The following is a 15,516-nucleotide window of genomic DNA, read 5'->3' on the forward strand; positions in this document are numbered from 1 at the left end:
AACAAGAAGGTCTGGTCATGACGTCTACTGCTTCATCTTCTTCCCGTATTGTCACATCCTCTCCTGTCGTTGTTGCTCTCGATTACGATAACCGCGATAAAGCGCTCGCTTTTGTCGATCGTATCGACCCGCGCGACTGCCGTCTGAAAGTCGGAAAAGAGATGTTCACGCTGTTTGGCCCGCAGTTCGTGCGTGATTTACAGCATCGTGGCTTTGATATCTTCCTGGACCTGAAATTCCACGATATCCCGAATACCACAGCCCATGCCGTTGCGGCAGCGGCAGAGCTGGGCGTGTGGATGGTGAACGTACATGCATCGGGTGGGGCGCGCATGATGACGGCGGCGCGCGAAGCGTTACTGCCATTCGGAAAAGATGTGCCGCTGCTGATTGCGGTCACCGTGCTGACCAGTATGGAAGCCAGTGATCTGCTGGATCTTGGCGTGACGTTGTCACCTGCGGATTATGCCGCCAAACTGGCTAAACTGACATGTGATTGCGGCCTCGATGGCGTGGTGTGCTCCGCGCAAGAAGCGGTGCGCTTCAAGCAGGAGCTGGGACAGGCCTTTAAACTGGTGACGCCAGGCATTCGCCCCGTGGGCAGTGAAGCGGGTGACCAGCGCCGTATCATGACGCCTGAACAGGCACAAGCGGCAGGCGTAGACTACATGGTCATAGGCCGTCCGGTAACTCAATCAGCGGACCCGGCGATGACATTGCGCACCATTAATGCCTCGCTGCAAAAGGAGGCGTAATGAGCGACTCCAATAGCCGTCTGGTGTACTCCACCGACAGCGGTTGTATCGACGAACCAAAGGTCGTTGTGGAACGCCCAAAAGGTGATGGCATTGTGCGTATTCAGCGCCAGACCAGCGGGCGGAAAGGCAAGGGCGTGTGCCTGATTACGGGCATCGATCAGGATGATGAATCACTGGCAAAACTGGCTGCAGAGCTGAAAAAGAAATGTGGCTGCGGCGGCTCAGTGAAAGATGGCGTGATTGAAATTCAGGGCGATAAGCGCGACCTGCTCAAAACATTACTCGAAGCTAAAGGGCTGAAAGTAAAACTGGCGGGTGGTTAAGAAACAAAAGGGCCCCGATAAAAATCGGGGCCCTGAATTCTTATTTTAAATATACGGACGATTAATTATTTGCCCACCTGGTGGCCGATAATCCCGCCGACTGCCGCGCCGCCCAGGGTACCCAGGGTGCTGCCGTCAGTTAATACTGCACCGCCCAGCGCGCCAGCGCCAGCGCCAATAGCTGTGTTACGGTCGCGTTTGGACCAGTTTGAACATGCGCTCAGTGACATTACTAAAGTGGCAGCAATTACCGCTGCAGTGATTTTTTTGTTCATTGAAGTCATCGTATTTTCTCCTGAATATTCGATTCACGGAAAAAGCCTTTTTTAATTTTAGCCGCGGGCCAGAGATAAAAACGGCTTATGTCGTGAAGCATGTTGCGCAGGTTGTAGAACTGTTACTTAGTCACGCAAGTGATAGTTACTTCCTGTTATATCGCTAACATTAATTCTACTTTCTTATCGTATATTAGACAGGTAAAAAGTCCTAATTGAGCCTTAGGAAAAATCTCATAGCGGAATAAAGAAAACAATACGAGGAATGGATGTTTTGCGAGGGGAAAGGCCCCTCACCCTAACCCTCTCTCACAGGGAGAGGGAACCGACCGAGCACTATTTAAATATTCGTGCGTTTTTCTCCCTCTCCCTGTGGGAGAGGGCCGGGGTGAGGGGGACGCACAATTGCCTATGGCCGCTTAACAATATCCACCTTCAGCCCGGATCGCTCCAGTTGAGCCTGCTGCTCTGCCGCCAGCCCGTCATCGGTGATCACCCGGCTAAACTTCGTCATCGGCCCCAGCGGGTACGCGTGAGTGACGCCAAACTTGCTGCTGTCACTCAACGCAATCGCTTCACACTCTTTTTCCAGCACTGCATTCACCACATCAGCACGCATCATGTCGCGGCCCGTAAAGCCCGTTGCAGCCTGCCAGCCGTCGATACCAATAAACGCCTTGCTGAAATGGACCTGCTGGATGTACTGGCGAGTCAGTGGGCCAACCATGCTTTCGCTTTTCTTCTGGTAGATACCGCCAAGCAGGATAACTTCTGCCGGCATCTCTTTAAGCAGGTGAGCGATATAGCTGCTGACGGTGATAATCGTGATATCCGGTTGCTCGGCAAGCGTACGCGCCAGCAGGGCATTACTGCTGCCGTTTTCGATGAACACCGTTTCGCCCGGAAGCACCAGTGATGCAGCAAAGCTTGCCAGCTCGCGCTTAAGCGCAAAATTATTCATCATGCGGGTTTCTACGTCTTCGCTGTCCAGTGGAACCGCAAAGCCGTGGGTACGGCGCAGATAGCTCTCTTTCTCGAGCAGGTTCAAATCCTGACGGATGGTGACCTCGGAGACGCCGGTCATTTTAGCCAGATCGGCGACGCTCATGCGGCCTTTATCGATAACCATCTGTAGGATGGATTGTTGTCGGGCATTCATAGTTAATTACGTATCAAAAGTCGGGGCGAAAACGCGCAGGCGCATTTTCGCGAGGTGAGCGGTGTCAGATTTCCCACGGGGATTTAGGCTGACCTGTTTGCGTAGCTTGTTGATCGGCAATTTGTGCCAGCAGTTCAGCTTTAAGAATTTCCAGGTTATTGATTGCAGAGTGGTAATCACCTGCCACCAGGATATCGAGAACGGTATCAATACGTTGAGCAACCTGATGCGCATCAAGATTGGACATGGTGTAACCCTGTTTAGAAATTTGAATGAAATCAATGATGCTAAAAATAGCGGCAAAAGAGAAGAGAAAAAAATGGCAGACGATACAACATTAAGTGAAAAGCGGCTTCGTTTAACGAAGCCGCTGTTTTATCGGGCTTAAACCGCCGGACGGGCGATGACGCTGCGGGTTTCCATGCGCACTTCGGCGATGGTCACATCGATAACGTCAGTCACTTTATAGGCGACTTCGCCTTTGATCTGTACGGTGCCGTTTTCCTGGCTGCAAACCATTTCATCACGCACGGCGTGCAGGAAAGGCGCCGGAATAAAGGCCACGGCGCCATTGTCGACCAGACGCACGCGCATACCGCCACGGCTGATATCGATAATTTCTGCCGCGAAGCGCGTTTCTTTGCCCGCCTGCGGGTGCAGATAGCGCGCGTACAACCAATCAGCGACATCACGTTCCGCCATGCGGTTCAGGCGACGGCGCTCTGCCATTTGTACCGTAACATCATCCTGCGGACGCTGAGCGCTTTCGCCTTTGATGATTGCTTTCAGCAGACGATGGTTGATCATATCGCCATATTTACGAATTGGTGAAGTCCAGGTTGCGTAGGCTTCAAGCCCCAGGCCGAAATGTGGGCCTGGATCGATACTGATTTCAGCGAACGACTGGAAGCGGCGGATGCGGCTGTCCAGGAAACCTGACGGCTGGGCATCCAGCTCACGACGCAGCTTACAGAATCCATTCAGGGTCAGAACTTCTTCTGGGTCCACATGGACGTCGTGCGTTTTCAGCAACGCCGCCAGCGCTTCCGTATTCGCCGGATCAAAACCGGTATGCACGTTATAAATACCGAAACCGAGCTTGTCGCGCAGCACGCGAGCCGCGCAGATGTTAGCCGCAATCATTGACTCTTCAACGATACGGTTAGCAATGCGGCGTGGTTCAGCCACGATATCCAGCACTTCGCCTTTTTCACCCAGCACAAAGCGGTAGTCCGGGCGGTCTTTAAACACCAGCGCGTGGGTTTTACGCCATTCGCTGCGCAACTGACACACACGTTCCAGAAGCGTGATTTGACGTGCGATAGTCTCGCTGTCCGGTTTCCAGTCGCCAGTTTTCTCCAGCCAGTTGGACACATCGTCGTAGGCCAGTTTGGCTTTCGATTCAATAGTTGCCGCGAAGAATTCGATGTTGTCTTCGATGGTGCCATCGGCGGCCAGCGTCATGCGACAGGCCAGCACCGGGCGCACTACATTGGCACGCAGCGAGCAGAGGTCGTCAGAAAGTTCACGCGGCAGCATCGGGATGTTAAAGCCCGGCAGATAGTTGGTAAACGCGCGCACTTTGGCGATGTTATCAAGCTTGCTGCCTGCGACGATCCATGCGGTTGGGTCGGCAATCGCCACGGTTAAATTCAGCTTGCCGTCGGCGGCTTCTTCCACATACAGCGCATCATCCATATCTTCGGTGCTGGCGCTATCGATGGTGACAAAGTCGAGGGCGGTAAGATCGCGACGTTCCAGTCCTTCATCCTGCATCTCTGTTGCCACGCCATCCGGCGCTTCTTTTTCCAGATTATGACGGGCGAGGGTAACCCACCACGGTACGAAATGATCGTCGCCGAAGGTGATGAACTGGGTCAGTTCTGCGTAGAAGGTGCGATCGCCTTTCAGCGGGTGGCGGCGCATTTCCGCAACAGCCCAGTCGCCTTCTTTAAAATCGTGATCCACGCCGCGCTCAGCGCGACACGGAATGGAATCTTTGATCAACGGATGATCGGGAACAATAGAGAGACGGTCATCTTTGCGGTGCACGCGCCCGACAAAGCGGCTCAGGAACGGCTCGACCAGTTCTTCCGGTTCGGCGCTCTCTTTCTCTTTTTCAGAATGGATCACAGCGATAATGCGATCGCCGTGCATCACTTTTTTCATCTGCGGCGGCGGAATAAAGTAGCTTTTCTGCGCATCGACCTCGAGGAAACCGAAACCTTTTTCCGTGCCTTTGACAACCCCTTCCGCACGCGGCGTCTGGGAGTGAAGTTGCTGTTTTAGCTGCGCGAGCAGCGGGTTATCCTGAAGCATAATGATGTATTTTCTTGGCCAAAAGAGCGGCTGACAGTTTTACGCGATTCTCACTGTTGCGGCAAGCGCTCTTTCATCCTTTTACGCAGGTTGCCGCTCGCTTCTGAGCGCGATCCGCAGTCGATTTAACCAGCCAAATAGTGCGCTCCAGGCGAGCAGTGCCGTGCTCTCTTCCGTACTGACTCCGTTTTCCGTCAGCGACGCAAATTGCGCAGGGCTAAAACGGTCCGGCGCACGCGTCAACAGACCAATAGCCTGGGTCACGGCCTGTTCGCGCGGATATTGATGACACCACGCCTGCACGGCGCGATCGCCATTACGAATGGCATCGGGAAGCCCGCTGGCGCCTTGCCACTGTGTGCTGTAGTGATTGAAGCAGCTCACACTGCCGTTAATGCGGGCAGGGACCAGTGCCGCCAGAGCGTGCAAGGGTGGATTTGCGGGGAGCGTAGCGATTAACTGCCCAAGAGCATCCAGAATCGTTTCCTCGTGCGCTAACAGTGGTGCTAACGCAGAGAGCATCGGCTGTGATTGCCAGCGTAGCAGTGATTGTGCCTGCGCTTTGCTGGCATAACGTGCATCGACGATGGGCAAATCGCTCAGCCATTCGCTTTCTGTCGCCACGAACACCTCAGCGGCGGCATCTTCCTGTGTTGGCATACCGGGGATCCAGCGAACGGGTTGCCCCAGTTGGGCCTGAAAAATAGCCACTACACGCGCCTGAAAGCCGACAAAACCCACAATCTGATTAATCAAAATAATGTCATAGGGGGTTAACCCGACATCGTCGAGTTGCTGTCGTGCCAGGGGCGTTATCACGGAAGGAGAACTGGCAAGCTGACGGGCGTACTGGGTAATTTGGGCAAGGCGATGGTTGCTTTCGCGTGACGAATCTGGGCCCGGGAGCGGCGCCAGGCGGGCGGCATAGTGATTACAGAGCCGTTGTACCCCGCAGACCTGTGCGACCGTCAGCGCGCTGCTCAGGCGGTCGTAGGCGCTGAAAGTTCTTAAGCGGCTGACAGCGACGTCATCAGGGAACAGTTCATTTGCCAGACCCCGACAGACGTTAAGCCAGGGAATGCTGTCGCGGTGTAACGATTCCGGCAGCAGTAGCCCCAATAAAAAACGGTCTTCAACGTGAGCGGCTTCAGGCACAAGGGGCAGAACATCACTGTGTTGCGATCGGGACTGGGTCTCATGATACCAGTGGCTTTTACCGTAAGCGCGGCGTTGCTCCATGGGCATTCCTTGAATGGTAAGTGGCGAACCGATGCAAGAATGAGAGGCAACACCGGATCGTTATGGATAAATATCCTGGCGTAAGCGCGCGAGAGGAGAAAATATTGTTCGGTGCTAATTAATAACTTACTGGAATAACAGAGGGAAAACGGGGGGAGGGGAAACCCTTCCGCCAACGCGGAAGGGTAAAGAACTTATTTCAGTTCCAGTTCGTTCATTGCAGCGATGCTGAAGCCGCCATCAACGTGAACCACTTCACCGGAGATACCAGCAGAGAGGTTGGAGCACAGGAATGCAGCAGAGTTACCCACATCTTCAATGGTAACGGTACGACGAATCGGGGTAACCGCTTCGCAGTGCGCCAGCATTTTACGGAAATCTTTGATACCGGAAGCCGCCAGCGTACGGATCGGGCCCGCAGAGATGGCGTTAACACGAATACCTTCCGGACCCATAGCGTTAGCCATGTAGCGAACGTTAGCTTCCAGAGACGCTTTCGCCAGACCCATCACGTTGTAGTTAGGAATAGCACGTTCTGCACCCAGGTAGGACAGGGTCAGCAGAGCTGAATCCGGGTTCAGCATGCCGCGGCAGGCTTTCGCCATTGCAACAAAGCTGTATGCGCTGATGTCGTGCGCAATTTTGAAGCCTTCACGGGTGACGGCGTTAACGTAGTCGCCATCTAACTGGTCCGCTGGCGCGTAGCCGATGGAGTGAACGAAACCGTCAAATTTCGGCCATACTTTCGCCAGTTCAGTGAACAGGGATTCGATGCTTTCATCTTCAGCCACGTCACACGGCAGCACGATGCTGGAGTTCAGTTGTGCAGCAAACTCTTCTACGCGGCCTTTCAGTTTCTCGTTCTGATAGGTGAACGCCAGTTCAGCCCCTTCACGGTGCATCGCTTGCGCAATACCGTATGCGATGGACAGTTTGCTGGCAACGCCAGTCACCAGAATGCGCTTACCGGAAAGAAAACCCATAGCTTTTAATCCTTATATTCATTGTTATGGCGACCTGCCTGAAAACGGCGAGCCGTCGTTAAATCGCGGCGATTCTAGCATGAGTCGCCGGGAGAGTTAATCCGACCACTTCATCTCTGTCGGATTGGACGTGAAAACTTTGCCAATGGCGTCTGACTATTATCTGTCTTTTCGCCACGCATCCGCCGTCAGCGCCTCGCCAAAATGCCCGGCGATCAAGCGCTTAGTCAGGTCGTGCAGCGGTGACGCCAGCACATCGGCGGTACTGCCGCGCTCGACCACTTCACCCTGGTGCATCACCAGCACCTGGTCGCTAATATGCTTCATCATGCCTAAATGCTGGGTCACATAGATATATGAAATGCCCTGTTTCTCCTGCAACTCCAGCATCAGGTTTACCAGCTGTGAGCGCATCGACATATCCAGCGACGCCAGCGCTTCATCACAGACAATCACTTTAGGGCGCAGAATCAACGCGCGCGCCAGCCCCAGACGCTGTTTCTGTCCTGGCGCCAGCATATGCGGGTAATAGCTGACGTGATCCGGCAGCAGCCCAACCATACGCAACGTTTCAATGATCCGCTTACGGCGATCCTCTGCTTCGAGTTCCGTGTTCAGGCGCAGCGGGAAATCGAGAATCTGCGAGATTCGCTGACGTGGGTTCAGCGACGTTGACGGATCCTGAAAAATCATACGAATACGTTGGCTACGGAACGAGTAATCGCCATAGTGCAGGGGATGATCGTCAATCAACAGCTCACCGGTGGTGGGCTCAATCATTCCGGCCAGCATCTTCGCCAGCGTCGATTTCCCCGAGCCGTTTTCGCCAATAATAGCCAGCGTCTGTTTTTCGCGTAGCGTAAAGCTAAGCGGTTTAACCGCCTGAAGCGTTTGACGATGAAACCAGCCAGTACGATAGCGGAAAGTTTTACTCAGATTGCGCACTTCAAGTAATGTTTCGACCACGTCACTCTCTCTCCATGTTCAGCGGAAAATGACAGGCGAAAAGATGGTTTTTCGCACCGGTCAAACGCGGCGTTTCTATGCATTCCCGCTGTGCATAAGGGCAACGCGGCCCGAGGCGGCAGCCGATCGGCAGCTGCTCCAGCAAGGGGATCGCGCCCGGCATGGTATTCAGGCGGCTTTTATGCGGCATCGGGCTTCCAAAGTCAGGGATGGCGCGAATTAATGCCTGTGTATACGGATGATGGGGAATGGTCACCAGATCTTCACTGGGCGCCGTTTCCACGGTTTGCCCGCAATACATGACGTTGATTTTATCCGCCCATTTGGTGAGCATTTGCAAATCATGTGAAATCAACAGAATCGTGGTGTTGTTGTTCTGGTTCAGGCGCGTCAGCAGGCGGAAAATCTGCGCCTGTGTGGTCGGCTCCATGGCGTTCGTCGGCTCATCGGCAATCAACAAACGCGGCTGATTCGCCAGGGCGATGGCAATCATCACTTTCTGGCATTCACCTTCCGTCAGCTCGTAAGGGAAGCTGCGCATGGCGTCTTTATGATCTTTAATTCCGACTCGGTGCAGTAGTTCGATGACACGACGCTTACGCCAGCCAAAACGTTGCCACCAGCGGCCTTTGTAGGTCCAGCCGGGGATATTCTGCTTGAGCTGCTTACCGATGCGTTCTGACGGGTCGAGACAGGATTGCGGCTCCTGGAAAATCATCGACACATTATGACCGACCAGCTTGCGTCGCTCGCGGTTGGAAAGGCGGAGCAGGTCGATATCATCAAAACGCATACGGTCTGCGGTAACACGCCAGTTATCTTTATTGACGCCACAAATCGCTTTCGCGATCAGGCTTTTTCCCGAGCCGGATTCGCCAACCAGCCCACGAATTTCGCCTTCAGCCAGCGTCATACTGACGCGGTCGACGGCTTTCACCCAGCCTTCGTTGGTTTTAAGCTCGATGGTTAAATTACGAATGTCCAGTAACGGCATTATTCCACCCCCGCGTTAATGGCGCGACGAATACCGTCGCCCAGCAGGTTAACCAGCAGTACGCTAAACATGATCGCTGCACCCGGCAGCATCACCGTCCATGGCGCAACGTAGATAAGCTCCAGCGCATCGCCCAGCATCGCACCCCATTCCGGAGACGGTAGCTGTGCGCCAAGGTCGAGGAAACCGAGCGCGGCAATATCCAGAATCGCCATCGACAGCGCGCGGGTGATTTCCGTCACCAGCCCCGCGGCGATATTCGGTAAGATCGCGAACCACAAAATATTCAGCGTTGATGCGCCATCCAGACGGGCGGCCACCACATAATCACGCTCAAGCTCATCGTGCACCATGCTGTAAATGGAACGCACCATGCGCGGTAACAATGCCAGCCAGACGGCAAACATGGCGTGCGACAGATGCGGGCCGGCGAAGGCGACGACGATAATCGCCAGCAACAGCGACGGAATAGAGAGCAGGGTATCAAGGATATGGTTCAGCATAGCGGAACGCAGGCCACGCGTTGACCCGGCGAGAACACCGAGCACCAGCCCGCACAGCGTGGCGGCCAGCGTCACCACAAAGGCACCGCCAACGGTCGGTGCAGCACCGCTCAGCAAGCGGCTCAGCACATCGCGCCCGAGATCGTCCGTACCAAGGAAGAAGGAGACTTCACCATAGCGCGACCACGACGGCGGCAGCAGTTGATAACCGAGAAACTGCTGATCGATACCATACGGCGCGAACCAGCTTCCGAATACGCACAGCAGCACCAGCCCGCCGCAGCCGTAAAGGCCAATCATCGCGGTGGTGTCGCCGTAGAATTTACGCCACACGGTGCGCAGCGCACCGGGCGGGCGCTTCTCGATGTAGACGCTATCGTAAGGCATACCATTCCTTATGTTTCAGAGGGTTAGCCATTGCACCCAAAATATCAGAGATGACGTTTACCACAATCACCAGCGCGCCAATCACCATCACGCCCGCAGAAATCGCGGCGTAATCTTGCTGGCGAATGGCATTAATCATCCAGCGCCCCAGTCCGGGCCAGCTAAAGACCATTTCTGTAATCATCGCCAGCGTCAGCATGGTGGAGAATTGCAGCCCTAAGCGCGGGATAACCGGCGGCAGCGCATTATGCAGCACATGACGACGCAAAATGGTTAACCGGGAGACGCCGCGTGTAGCGGCGGCTTTCACGTAGTTGGAATCGAATACCGCCATGGTGCTTAAACGCATCAGGCGCACCACTTCGGTTGTGGGCGCCACCGCCAGCGTCAGAACCGGCAGCACCATATGACGCAGCGCGCTGGTAATCATCTCTTCACGCCAGGGGGAATCAGAGAGCCAGGCGTCAATCAGCGCAAATCCGGTCACGCTTTTGACCTGATAAAGCAGATCAAAACGTCCGGAAACCGGTAGCCAGCCGAGCGTCAGCGAGAAGAAGAGGGTGAACAGCAGCGCGAGCCAGAACACGGGCACAGAAAAACCGACCAGCGCCAGCGCACTGATTAATTTGTCCTGCCATTTATTGCGCGTAATACCGGCTACCATTCCCACCGGAATACCGACCAGTAGGGCAAAACCGAAGGCGAGGATACATAACTCCATCGTCGCCGGGAAAACCTCTTTTAGCTGTTCGGAAATCAGCTGGCCGTTGATGCTCGAAACGCCGAAATCCCAGTGCAGCATGCCGTTAAACCAGAACACCAGCGCATTCCAGAACGATGCACCCTGTAAAGGTGCATGCGGCGTGAAATAGCTCAGGCTGAAGCCGACAAGAGCAAGAAAGATGAGCGTCACCAGCAGAAGCAGTAAACGACGAAGGGTAAAAATGATCATGGCTTTTTCACCTCATCTTCTTTCTCACGTGAGACGCCGGCAAACGAAGCGTTGCCGAACGGACTTAGCACCAGGCCTTTAATATCATAGCGATAAGCCTGTAAACGCAGTGAAGAGGCCAGCGGCAGCACCGGCAATTCGCGCGCCAGGATCTGCTGGGCTTCATCGTAGGCATCGATGCGCGACGCCAGTTGCTGTGAAGCCAGCGCTTTGCGCAGCACGTCATCGAACTCGCGGTTACACCAGTGGGCAAAATTGGTTTGCGAGGATATGGCCGCGCAGCTTAACAACGGGCGGAAGAAACTGTCCGGATCGTTACTGTCTGTCGCCCAACCGGACAACGTCAGATCATGGTTCATATCCATCAGGCGCGCCTCCTGGAAACGGCCTTCAACTGGCACAATCACTACCTTCACACCAACCTGAGCCATATCGGCCTGAATCAGTTCGGCGGTTTTCAGCGGGCTGGGGTTCCATGCCTGGGAACTGGTCGGCACCCATAACTGAAGCGTCAGGTTTTCCGCACCCAGCGACTTCAGCAACTGACGTGATTTTTCCGGATTGTATTCGGTAATTTTAGCCTCGTTATCGTAAGCCCAGGAGGCACGAGGCAAAATTGAGGCCGCAGTTTCCGCCGTACCATAATAAATCGACTGCATCAGGCGCTGGTTATTAATTGACAGGGCCAGCGCGTGGCGAATTTCCGGATTATTCAGCGGCGGTTTATCAGTATTAAACGCGAGATAAGCGATGTTCATCCCCGGACGCAGCGTCAGGCGCAGACGTGGGTCGTCACGCAGAATGGTCAACTGACTGGCAGCGGGCCAGGCCAGTACGTCACATTCACCGGTCAGCAATTTCGATAAGCGACCGGTTCCGCCGGAGCCTAAGTCAACAACAACCTGCGGCATCAAAGGCTTACCACGCCAGAAATTTTCGTGACGTTGTAACCGAATGTATTGCCCGGTGCGATACTCATCGAGCAGGAATGGCCCTGTACCTACTGGCTGGCGATCGAGTAGCTCTTCGCGATCCTGCTTCGCCAGTTGATTGGCATATTCCGACGACATGACGGAAGCATAGTGGGTCGCCAGGTGCCATAAGAAGGAGGCATCCGGGCGATTAAGACGGAATTCTACCGTGTGGCTGTCGAGTTTACGTACGCTCTGAACGGTATCGGCGAATTGCAAACTGTCGAAATACGGGAAGTTGCCGCCATTGACGTTATGCCAGGGGTGATTACGGTCAAAAATACGTTCGAAGGTGAAGACGACATCGTCTGCATTAAGGTTTCTGGACGGTTTAAACCAGCGAGTGGTCTGGAACTGCACGTCGTTGCGCAGGTGGAAGCGGTAGGTTGCGCCGTTATCCAGCACCTCCCAGCGTTCCGCCAGTTCCGGAACCAGACGATAAGTATACGGGTCGACATCCAGCAGGCGATCATAAAGCTGGGCCGCCAGCGTGTCGACGATAAGACCGCTGCCTGCTTTTTGCGGGTTAAACGTGTTGACCTGCCCACTGACACAGTAGACAAAGCCGCTATCGCGAATGTCGGCATTGGCGGGCAGGGAAGCGGGCGGCGCGGCAATCGCCTGGCCACAAACTAACCCTACTGCCGCCATGAGTGATGACAAATTCAGGCGCATAATTCTTTTGTATTTTAGAGTGATCTGCAAAGTGTATCGCACTTCAGGCACTCAGGTACAAATGTCTGAAAACAACTGCTGAAAAAGCCGTCAGATTACAGGGGGAATTCGCCCAATGGGGGATATTACGGAACATAAAAGCCTATGGCTATGCAATTCATTGACGTTACAGTTGCTGTTTTTTTATCCGTTTCCTCGGTCGATTAAACCAGGACATCACCCCTGACAAAAGCAGCACCACCCACACGCATTCGTGTAAAAACACGCCGATATAGACGCGATTGAAGATGAAAAGCAGGTACAGGAGCGTTACACAGCAAAAAATCGTGAAGCTATAGCGAAAGGTTTTAGCGCGCATTATGAGGTTTCATTTGATAAAGATAAGTAAGTATACGATCACAACCGCATGTATACGTAATCAGTTTTTGCTTAAGCAATCAGTCCACTTCAGGCATCCCTTGACCTAAACTTTACCTAACCCCTTTTCTCAACTTATCGACGACGATAGGAGGTAATAATGAGCCTCTATCAACGTATTCATGGCGACCTCTGGCGCAATATCTGGGTGGTGGGCGATCTCCACGGTTGCTACGGGTTATTGATGCACCATCTTGACCGCGTTGCGTTTCAGCCGATGCAGGATCTGCTGATTTCGGTGGGAGATTTAATTGATAGGGGAAGTGAAGATGTAGAATGCCTGATGTTGCTGAATCAGCCCTGGTTCCGGGCGGTGCGCGGCAATCATGAGGAGATGATGCTGGACGCGCTGGAGGGGAACGGTCACGCAAATCTGTGGGTGGCCAACGGCGGTGGATGGTATTTTGACCTGAACGTAAACGAGCAACATCGCGTGAAAACGCTGCTGTATCGTATTGCCGAATTACCGTTGATTATCGAAGTGGTGACCGGGGATAAAAAAATGGTTATCTGTCATGCGGACTACCCGGACGATCATTATGCCTTCAACAAACCGGTTGACCCTTTTCAGGTGGTGTGGAACCGCCGGCGCATCAACCGCGCCCAGCGCGGTTCCATGAGTTTGATTGGTGGGGCCGATCAGTTTTTCTTCGGCCACACGCCTGTGCGTAAACCCTTCAAATCGGCTAATCAACTCTATATCGACACGGGCGCCGTGTTTTGCGGTAACCTGACGCTGATTCAGCTTCAGCATCGTGTTAAAGCTGGTGTTTCTTCAGTAACGCCCGTAGCTGGTGATAGGTAAGCCCAAGGAGTTCTGCCGCCTGCTTCTGATTAAACCGCGCCTGATGCAAACTCGTTTGCAGCAGATCTTTTTCCTGATCCAACTGAAACTGGCGTAAATCGAGCGGTAATTCAGGCGTGTTCTGACTGCTTTTTTCCACGGCTTTTAGCTCACTTCGCCGTTGGAAAGGATCGATAATAATGTCGTCCAGCGGGATTTCGCTGCTGCCATGTCGATAAACGGAGCGCTCTACAACGTTTTTCAGTTCACGAATATTTCCGGGCCAGCGATAATCCATCAATGTTTCACGGGCATGCTCAGTGAAACCTGGAAACAGCGGCATCCCGAGTTCACGGCACATCTGAATAGCAAAGTGGTTTGCCATCAGCATGATGTCGCTTTGACGCTCGCGCAGCGGCGGGAGCTGTACGACGTCAAAGGCTAACCGGTCAAGCAGGTCGGCGCGGAACGTACCGTCTTCTACCATCTGCGGTAAATCGGCATTGGTGGCGCACACCAGACGTACATTAACCTGCAACGGCTGGCTGCCGCCGACGCGCTCCAGTTCGCCATATTCAATCACGCGCAGCAGTTTTTCCTGCACCAGCATGGGCGCGGTCGCCAGCTCATCAAGAAACAGTGTGCCGCCGTCGGCACGTTCAAAACGCCCCGGATGACGCTTTTGCGCGCCAGTAAATGCGCCTGCTTCATGGCCGAATAATTCCGAATCGAGCAGATTTTCATTTAGCGCCGCGCAGTTAAGCGAGATAAACGGCCCTTGCCAGCAGGAGGAGAGATAATGCAGACGGTTAGCAATCAGCTCTTTCCCCGTACCTCGTTCACCGATGATTAACACCGGTTTATCCAGTGGCGCGAGGCGTGAAACCTGCTCCAGTACTTCCAGAAAGCGGTTGGCTTCGCCGAGAAGATTGTCTTTGTATTCTGCCATGATGAAATTCACCACTTGTTAGTGTAATTCGCTAAGTCACTCTACGTCTAAAGCGGGTGAATTTCAATCACCTTAAGTAGAATCAATAAGATACAAAGTTGGCACGCGAATTGTATTATCCATACAGCAGGCTAATGCCTAAAACAGAAATTATGAGGACTATATTATGGGTATCTTTTCTCGTTTTGCCGACATCGTGAACGCCAACATCAACTCCCTGCTGGAGAAAGCGGAAGACCCGCAAAAGCTGGTACGTCTGATGATTCAGGAAATGGAAGACACGCTGGTGGAAGTGCGCTCTACATCGGCGCGTGCGCTGGCAGAGAAGAAAGATCTGACGCGTCGCGTTGAGAAAGCCTTTGCACAGCAGGCCGAATGGCAGGAAAAAGCCGAACTGGCGCTGCGTAAAGAGAAAGAAGATCTGGCGCGTGCGGCATTGATTGAAAAGCAGAAGCTGACTGATTTAATCACCACCCTGGAACATGAAATTACCCTGGTGGATGAAACTCTGGCGCGCATGAAGAAAGAGATTGGCGAGCTGGAAAATAAACTGAGCGAAACGCGTGCTCGTCAACAGGCGCTGGCATTGCGTCATCAGGCGGCAAATTCGTCCCGCGATGTGCGTCGTCAGTTAGACAGCGGTAAACTCGATCAGGCGATGGCGCGTTTTGAATCCTTTGAACGCCGTATCGATCATATGGAAGCGGAAGCTGAAAGCCACCGTTTCGGTAAACAACCGTCGCTGGATCAGCAATTTGCCGAGCTGAAAGCCGATGATGAAATCAGCGAACAGCTGGCGCAGTTGAAAGCCAAAATGAAGCAGGACAATCAATAATTATTCAGGCGGCACGCGGCGTGCCGC

17 protein-coding genes are annotated in these 15,516 nt (G+C 53.7%); 5 read left to right on the forward strand and 12 right to left on the reverse strand.

Annotated elements, in window-relative coordinates:
- Positions 1–17: 17 nt before the first annotated feature.
- Positions 18–755, forward strand: coding sequence for an orotidine-5'-phosphate decarboxylase (pyrF, locus tag F0Q32_RS20840; RefSeq protein WP_149464612.1), 738 nt, complete (start codon positions 18–20; stop codon positions 753–755).
- Positions 755–1,081, forward strand: a complete 327-nt coding sequence (yciH, locus tag F0Q32_RS20845; RefSeq protein ID WP_149464613.1) for a stress response translation initiation inhibitor YciH — start codon at positions 755–757, stop codon at positions 1,079–1,081. The genes pyrF and yciH overlap by 1 nt, the downstream gene beginning before the upstream one ends.
- A 65-nt stretch (positions 1,082–1,146) precedes the next feature.
- Here yciH and osmB read toward each other — a convergent pair whose 3' ends face one another.
- The 3 genes from osmB to F0Q32_RS20860 all read right to left on the reverse strand — a co-directional run bounded on the left by osmB (position 1,147) and on the right by F0Q32_RS20860 (position 2,762).
- Positions 1,147–1,365 (reverse strand): osmotically-inducible lipoprotein OsmB, encoded by a 219-nt coding sequence (gene osmB, locus F0Q32_RS20850; RefSeq protein WP_015964634.1) that lies wholly within the window; start codon positions 1,363–1,365, stop codon positions 1,147–1,149.
- A 400-nt stretch (positions 1,366–1,765) separates the two neighbouring features.
- Positions 1,766–2,515 (reverse strand): DNA-binding transcriptional regulator YciT, encoded by a 750-nt coding sequence (locus F0Q32_RS20855; RefSeq protein WP_015964633.1) that lies wholly within the window; start codon positions 2,513–2,515, stop codon positions 1,766–1,768.
- Positions 2,516–2,579: 64 nt separating this feature from the next.
- A complete protein-coding gene (locus F0Q32_RS20860) occupies positions 2,580–2,762 on the reverse strand; it encodes a hypothetical protein (protein WP_113856780.1) in 183 nt (60 codons plus the stop codon).
- Here F0Q32_RS20860 and F0Q32_RS26230 point away from each other — a divergent pair.
- Complete coding sequence (locus tag F0Q32_RS26230; protein WP_188016898.1) at positions 2,742–2,903, forward strand: hypothetical protein; 162 nt, start codon at positions 2,742–2,744, stop codon at positions 2,901–2,903. The two genes, F0Q32_RS20860 and F0Q32_RS26230, sit on opposite strands and share 21 nt — an antisense overlap.
- Here F0Q32_RS26230 and F0Q32_RS20865 read toward each other — a convergent pair.
- The 8 genes from F0Q32_RS20865 to sapA all read right to left on the reverse strand — a co-directional run bounded on the left by F0Q32_RS20865 (position 2,900) and on the right by sapA (position 12,504).
- Positions 2,900–4,834 (reverse strand): exoribonuclease II, encoded by a 1,935-nt coding sequence (locus F0Q32_RS20865; protein ID WP_149464614.1) that lies wholly within the window; start codon positions 4,832–4,834, stop codon positions 2,900–2,902. The two genes, F0Q32_RS26230 and F0Q32_RS20865, sit on opposite strands and share 4 nt — an antisense overlap.
- A gap of 81 nt (positions 4,835–4,915) precedes the next feature.
- The gene (locus F0Q32_RS20870; protein ID WP_149464615.1) at positions 4,916–6,073 is read right to left on the reverse strand and encodes a carboxymuconolactone decarboxylase family protein; all 1,158 of its coding nucleotides are present in this window, start codon (positions 6,071–6,073) and stop codon (positions 4,916–4,918) included.
- Between the two features lie 194 nt (positions 6,074–6,267).
- Positions 6,268–7,056, reverse strand: coding sequence for an enoyl-ACP reductase FabI (fabI, locus tag F0Q32_RS20875; protein WP_149464616.1), 789 nt, complete (start codon positions 7,054–7,056; stop codon positions 6,268–6,270).
- A gap of 159 nt (positions 7,057–7,215) precedes the next feature.
- The gene (gene sapF, locus F0Q32_RS20880) at positions 7,216–8,022 is read right to left on the reverse strand and encodes a putrescine export ABC transporter ATP-binding protein SapF (protein ID WP_015964628.1); all 807 of its coding nucleotides are present in this window, start codon (positions 8,020–8,022) and stop codon (positions 7,216–7,218) included.
- 1 nt (position 8,023) lies between these two features.
- Positions 8,024–9,016 (reverse strand): putrescine export ABC transporter ATP-binding protein SapD, encoded by a 993-nt coding sequence (gene sapD / locus F0Q32_RS20885; RefSeq protein ID WP_015964627.1) that lies wholly within the window; start codon positions 9,014–9,016, stop codon positions 8,024–8,026.
- A complete protein-coding gene (sapC, locus tag F0Q32_RS20890) occupies positions 9,016–9,906 on the reverse strand; it encodes a putrescine export ABC transporter permease SapC (RefSeq protein ID WP_149464617.1) in 891 nt (296 codons plus the stop codon). The genes sapD and sapC overlap by 1 nt, the downstream gene beginning before the upstream one ends.
- A complete protein-coding gene (sapB, locus tag F0Q32_RS20895) occupies positions 9,893–10,858 on the reverse strand; it encodes a putrescine export ABC transporter permease SapB (RefSeq protein WP_149464618.1) in 966 nt (321 codons plus the stop codon). The genes sapC and sapB overlap by 14 nt, the downstream gene beginning before the upstream one ends.
- Positions 10,855–12,504, reverse strand: coding sequence for an ABC transporter substrate-binding protein SapA (sapA, locus tag F0Q32_RS20900; protein ID WP_149464619.1), 1,650 nt, complete (start codon positions 12,502–12,504; stop codon positions 10,855–10,857). Before sapA ends, sapB begins: the two co-directional genes overlap by 4 nt.
- A 517-nt stretch (positions 12,505–13,021) precedes the next feature.
- Here sapA and F0Q32_RS20905 point away from each other — a divergent pair.
- Positions 13,022–13,726, forward strand: a complete 705-nt coding sequence (locus tag F0Q32_RS20905; RefSeq protein WP_149464620.1) for a metallophosphoesterase — start codon at positions 13,022–13,024, stop codon at positions 13,724–13,726.
- Here F0Q32_RS20905 and pspF read toward each other — a convergent pair.
- The gene (gene pspF, locus F0Q32_RS20910; RefSeq protein WP_149464621.1) at positions 13,680–14,654 is read right to left on the reverse strand and encodes a phage shock protein operon transcriptional activator; all 975 of its coding nucleotides are present in this window, start codon (positions 14,652–14,654) and stop codon (positions 13,680–13,682) included. The two genes, F0Q32_RS20905 and pspF, sit on opposite strands and share 47 nt — an antisense overlap.
- Before the next feature lie 166 nt (positions 14,655–14,820).
- On the opposite strand from pspF, the gene pspA reads away from it, so the two are divergent.
- On the forward strand, positions 14,821–15,489 hold the full coding sequence (gene pspA, locus F0Q32_RS20915) for a phage shock protein PspA (RefSeq protein ID WP_015964616.1): 669 nt from the start codon (positions 14,821–14,823) through the stop codon (positions 15,487–15,489).
- Positions 15,490–15,516: the final 27 nt, after the last annotated feature.

The organism is Pseudocitrobacter sp. 73 (assembly GCF_008369545.1).
Lineage (GTDB): Bacteria > Pseudomonadota > Gammaproteobacteria > Enterobacterales > Enterobacteriaceae > Pseudocitrobacter > Pseudocitrobacter vendiensis.

Excerpts from the sequence above, each read along its gene's own strand:
- sapB (WP_149464618.1), bottom strand. The coding sequence starts at position 10,858 with ATGATCATTTTTACCCTTCGTCGTTTACTGCTTCTGCTGGTGACGCTC.
- F0Q32_RS20870 (WP_149464615.1), bottom strand. The coding sequence starts at position 6,073 with ATGGAGCAACGCCGCGCTTACGGTAAAAGCCACTGGTATCATGAGACC.
- osmB (WP_015964634.1), bottom strand. The coding sequence starts at position 1,365 with ATGACTTCAATGAACAAAAAAATCACTGCAGCGGTAATTGCTGCCACT.
- F0Q32_RS20865 (WP_149464614.1), bottom strand. The coding sequence starts at position 4,834 with ATGCTTCAGGATAACCCGCTGCTCGCGCAGCTAAAACAGCAACTTCAC.
- F0Q32_RS20855 (WP_015964633.1), bottom strand. The coding sequence starts at position 2,515 with ATGAATGCCCGACAACAATCCATCCTACAGATGGTTATCGATAAAGGC.
- F0Q32_RS20860 (WP_113856780.1), bottom strand. The coding sequence starts at position 2,762 with ATGTCCAATCTTGATGCGCATCAGGTTGCTCAACGTATTGATACCGTT.
- pspA (WP_015964616.1), top strand. The coding sequence starts at position 14,821 with ATGGGTATCTTTTCTCGTTTTGCCGACATCGTGAACGCCAACATCAAC.
- yciH (WP_149464613.1), top strand. The coding sequence starts at position 755 with ATGAGCGACTCCAATAGCCGTCTGGTGTACTCCACCGACAGCGGTTGT.
- fabI (WP_149464616.1), bottom strand. The coding sequence starts at position 7,056 with ATGGGTTTTCTTTCCGGTAAGCGCATTCTGGTGACTGGCGTTGCCAGC.
- sapC (WP_149464617.1), bottom strand. The coding sequence starts at position 9,906 with ATGCCTTACGATAGCGTCTACATCGAGAAGCGCCCGCCCGGTGCGCTG.
- pyrF (WP_149464612.1), top strand. The coding sequence starts at position 18 with ATGACGTCTACTGCTTCATCTTCTTCCCGTATTGTCACATCCTCTCCT.
- sapA (WP_149464619.1), bottom strand. The coding sequence starts at position 12,504 with ATGCGCCTGAATTTGTCATCACTCATGGCGGCAGTAGGGTTAGTTTGT.
- F0Q32_RS20905 (WP_149464620.1), top strand. The coding sequence starts at position 13,022 with ATGAGCCTCTATCAACGTATTCATGGCGACCTCTGGCGCAATATCTGG.
- F0Q32_RS26230 (WP_188016898.1), top strand. The coding sequence starts at position 2,742 with ATGCGCATCAAGATTGGACATGGTGTAACCCTGTTTAGAAATTTGAAT.
- sapD (WP_015964627.1), bottom strand. The coding sequence starts at position 9,016 with ATGCCGTTACTGGACATTCGTAATTTAACCATCGAGCTTAAAACCAAC.
- pspF (WP_149464621.1), bottom strand. The coding sequence starts at position 14,654 with ATGGCAGAATACAAAGACAATCTTCTCGGCGAAGCCAACCGCTTTCTG.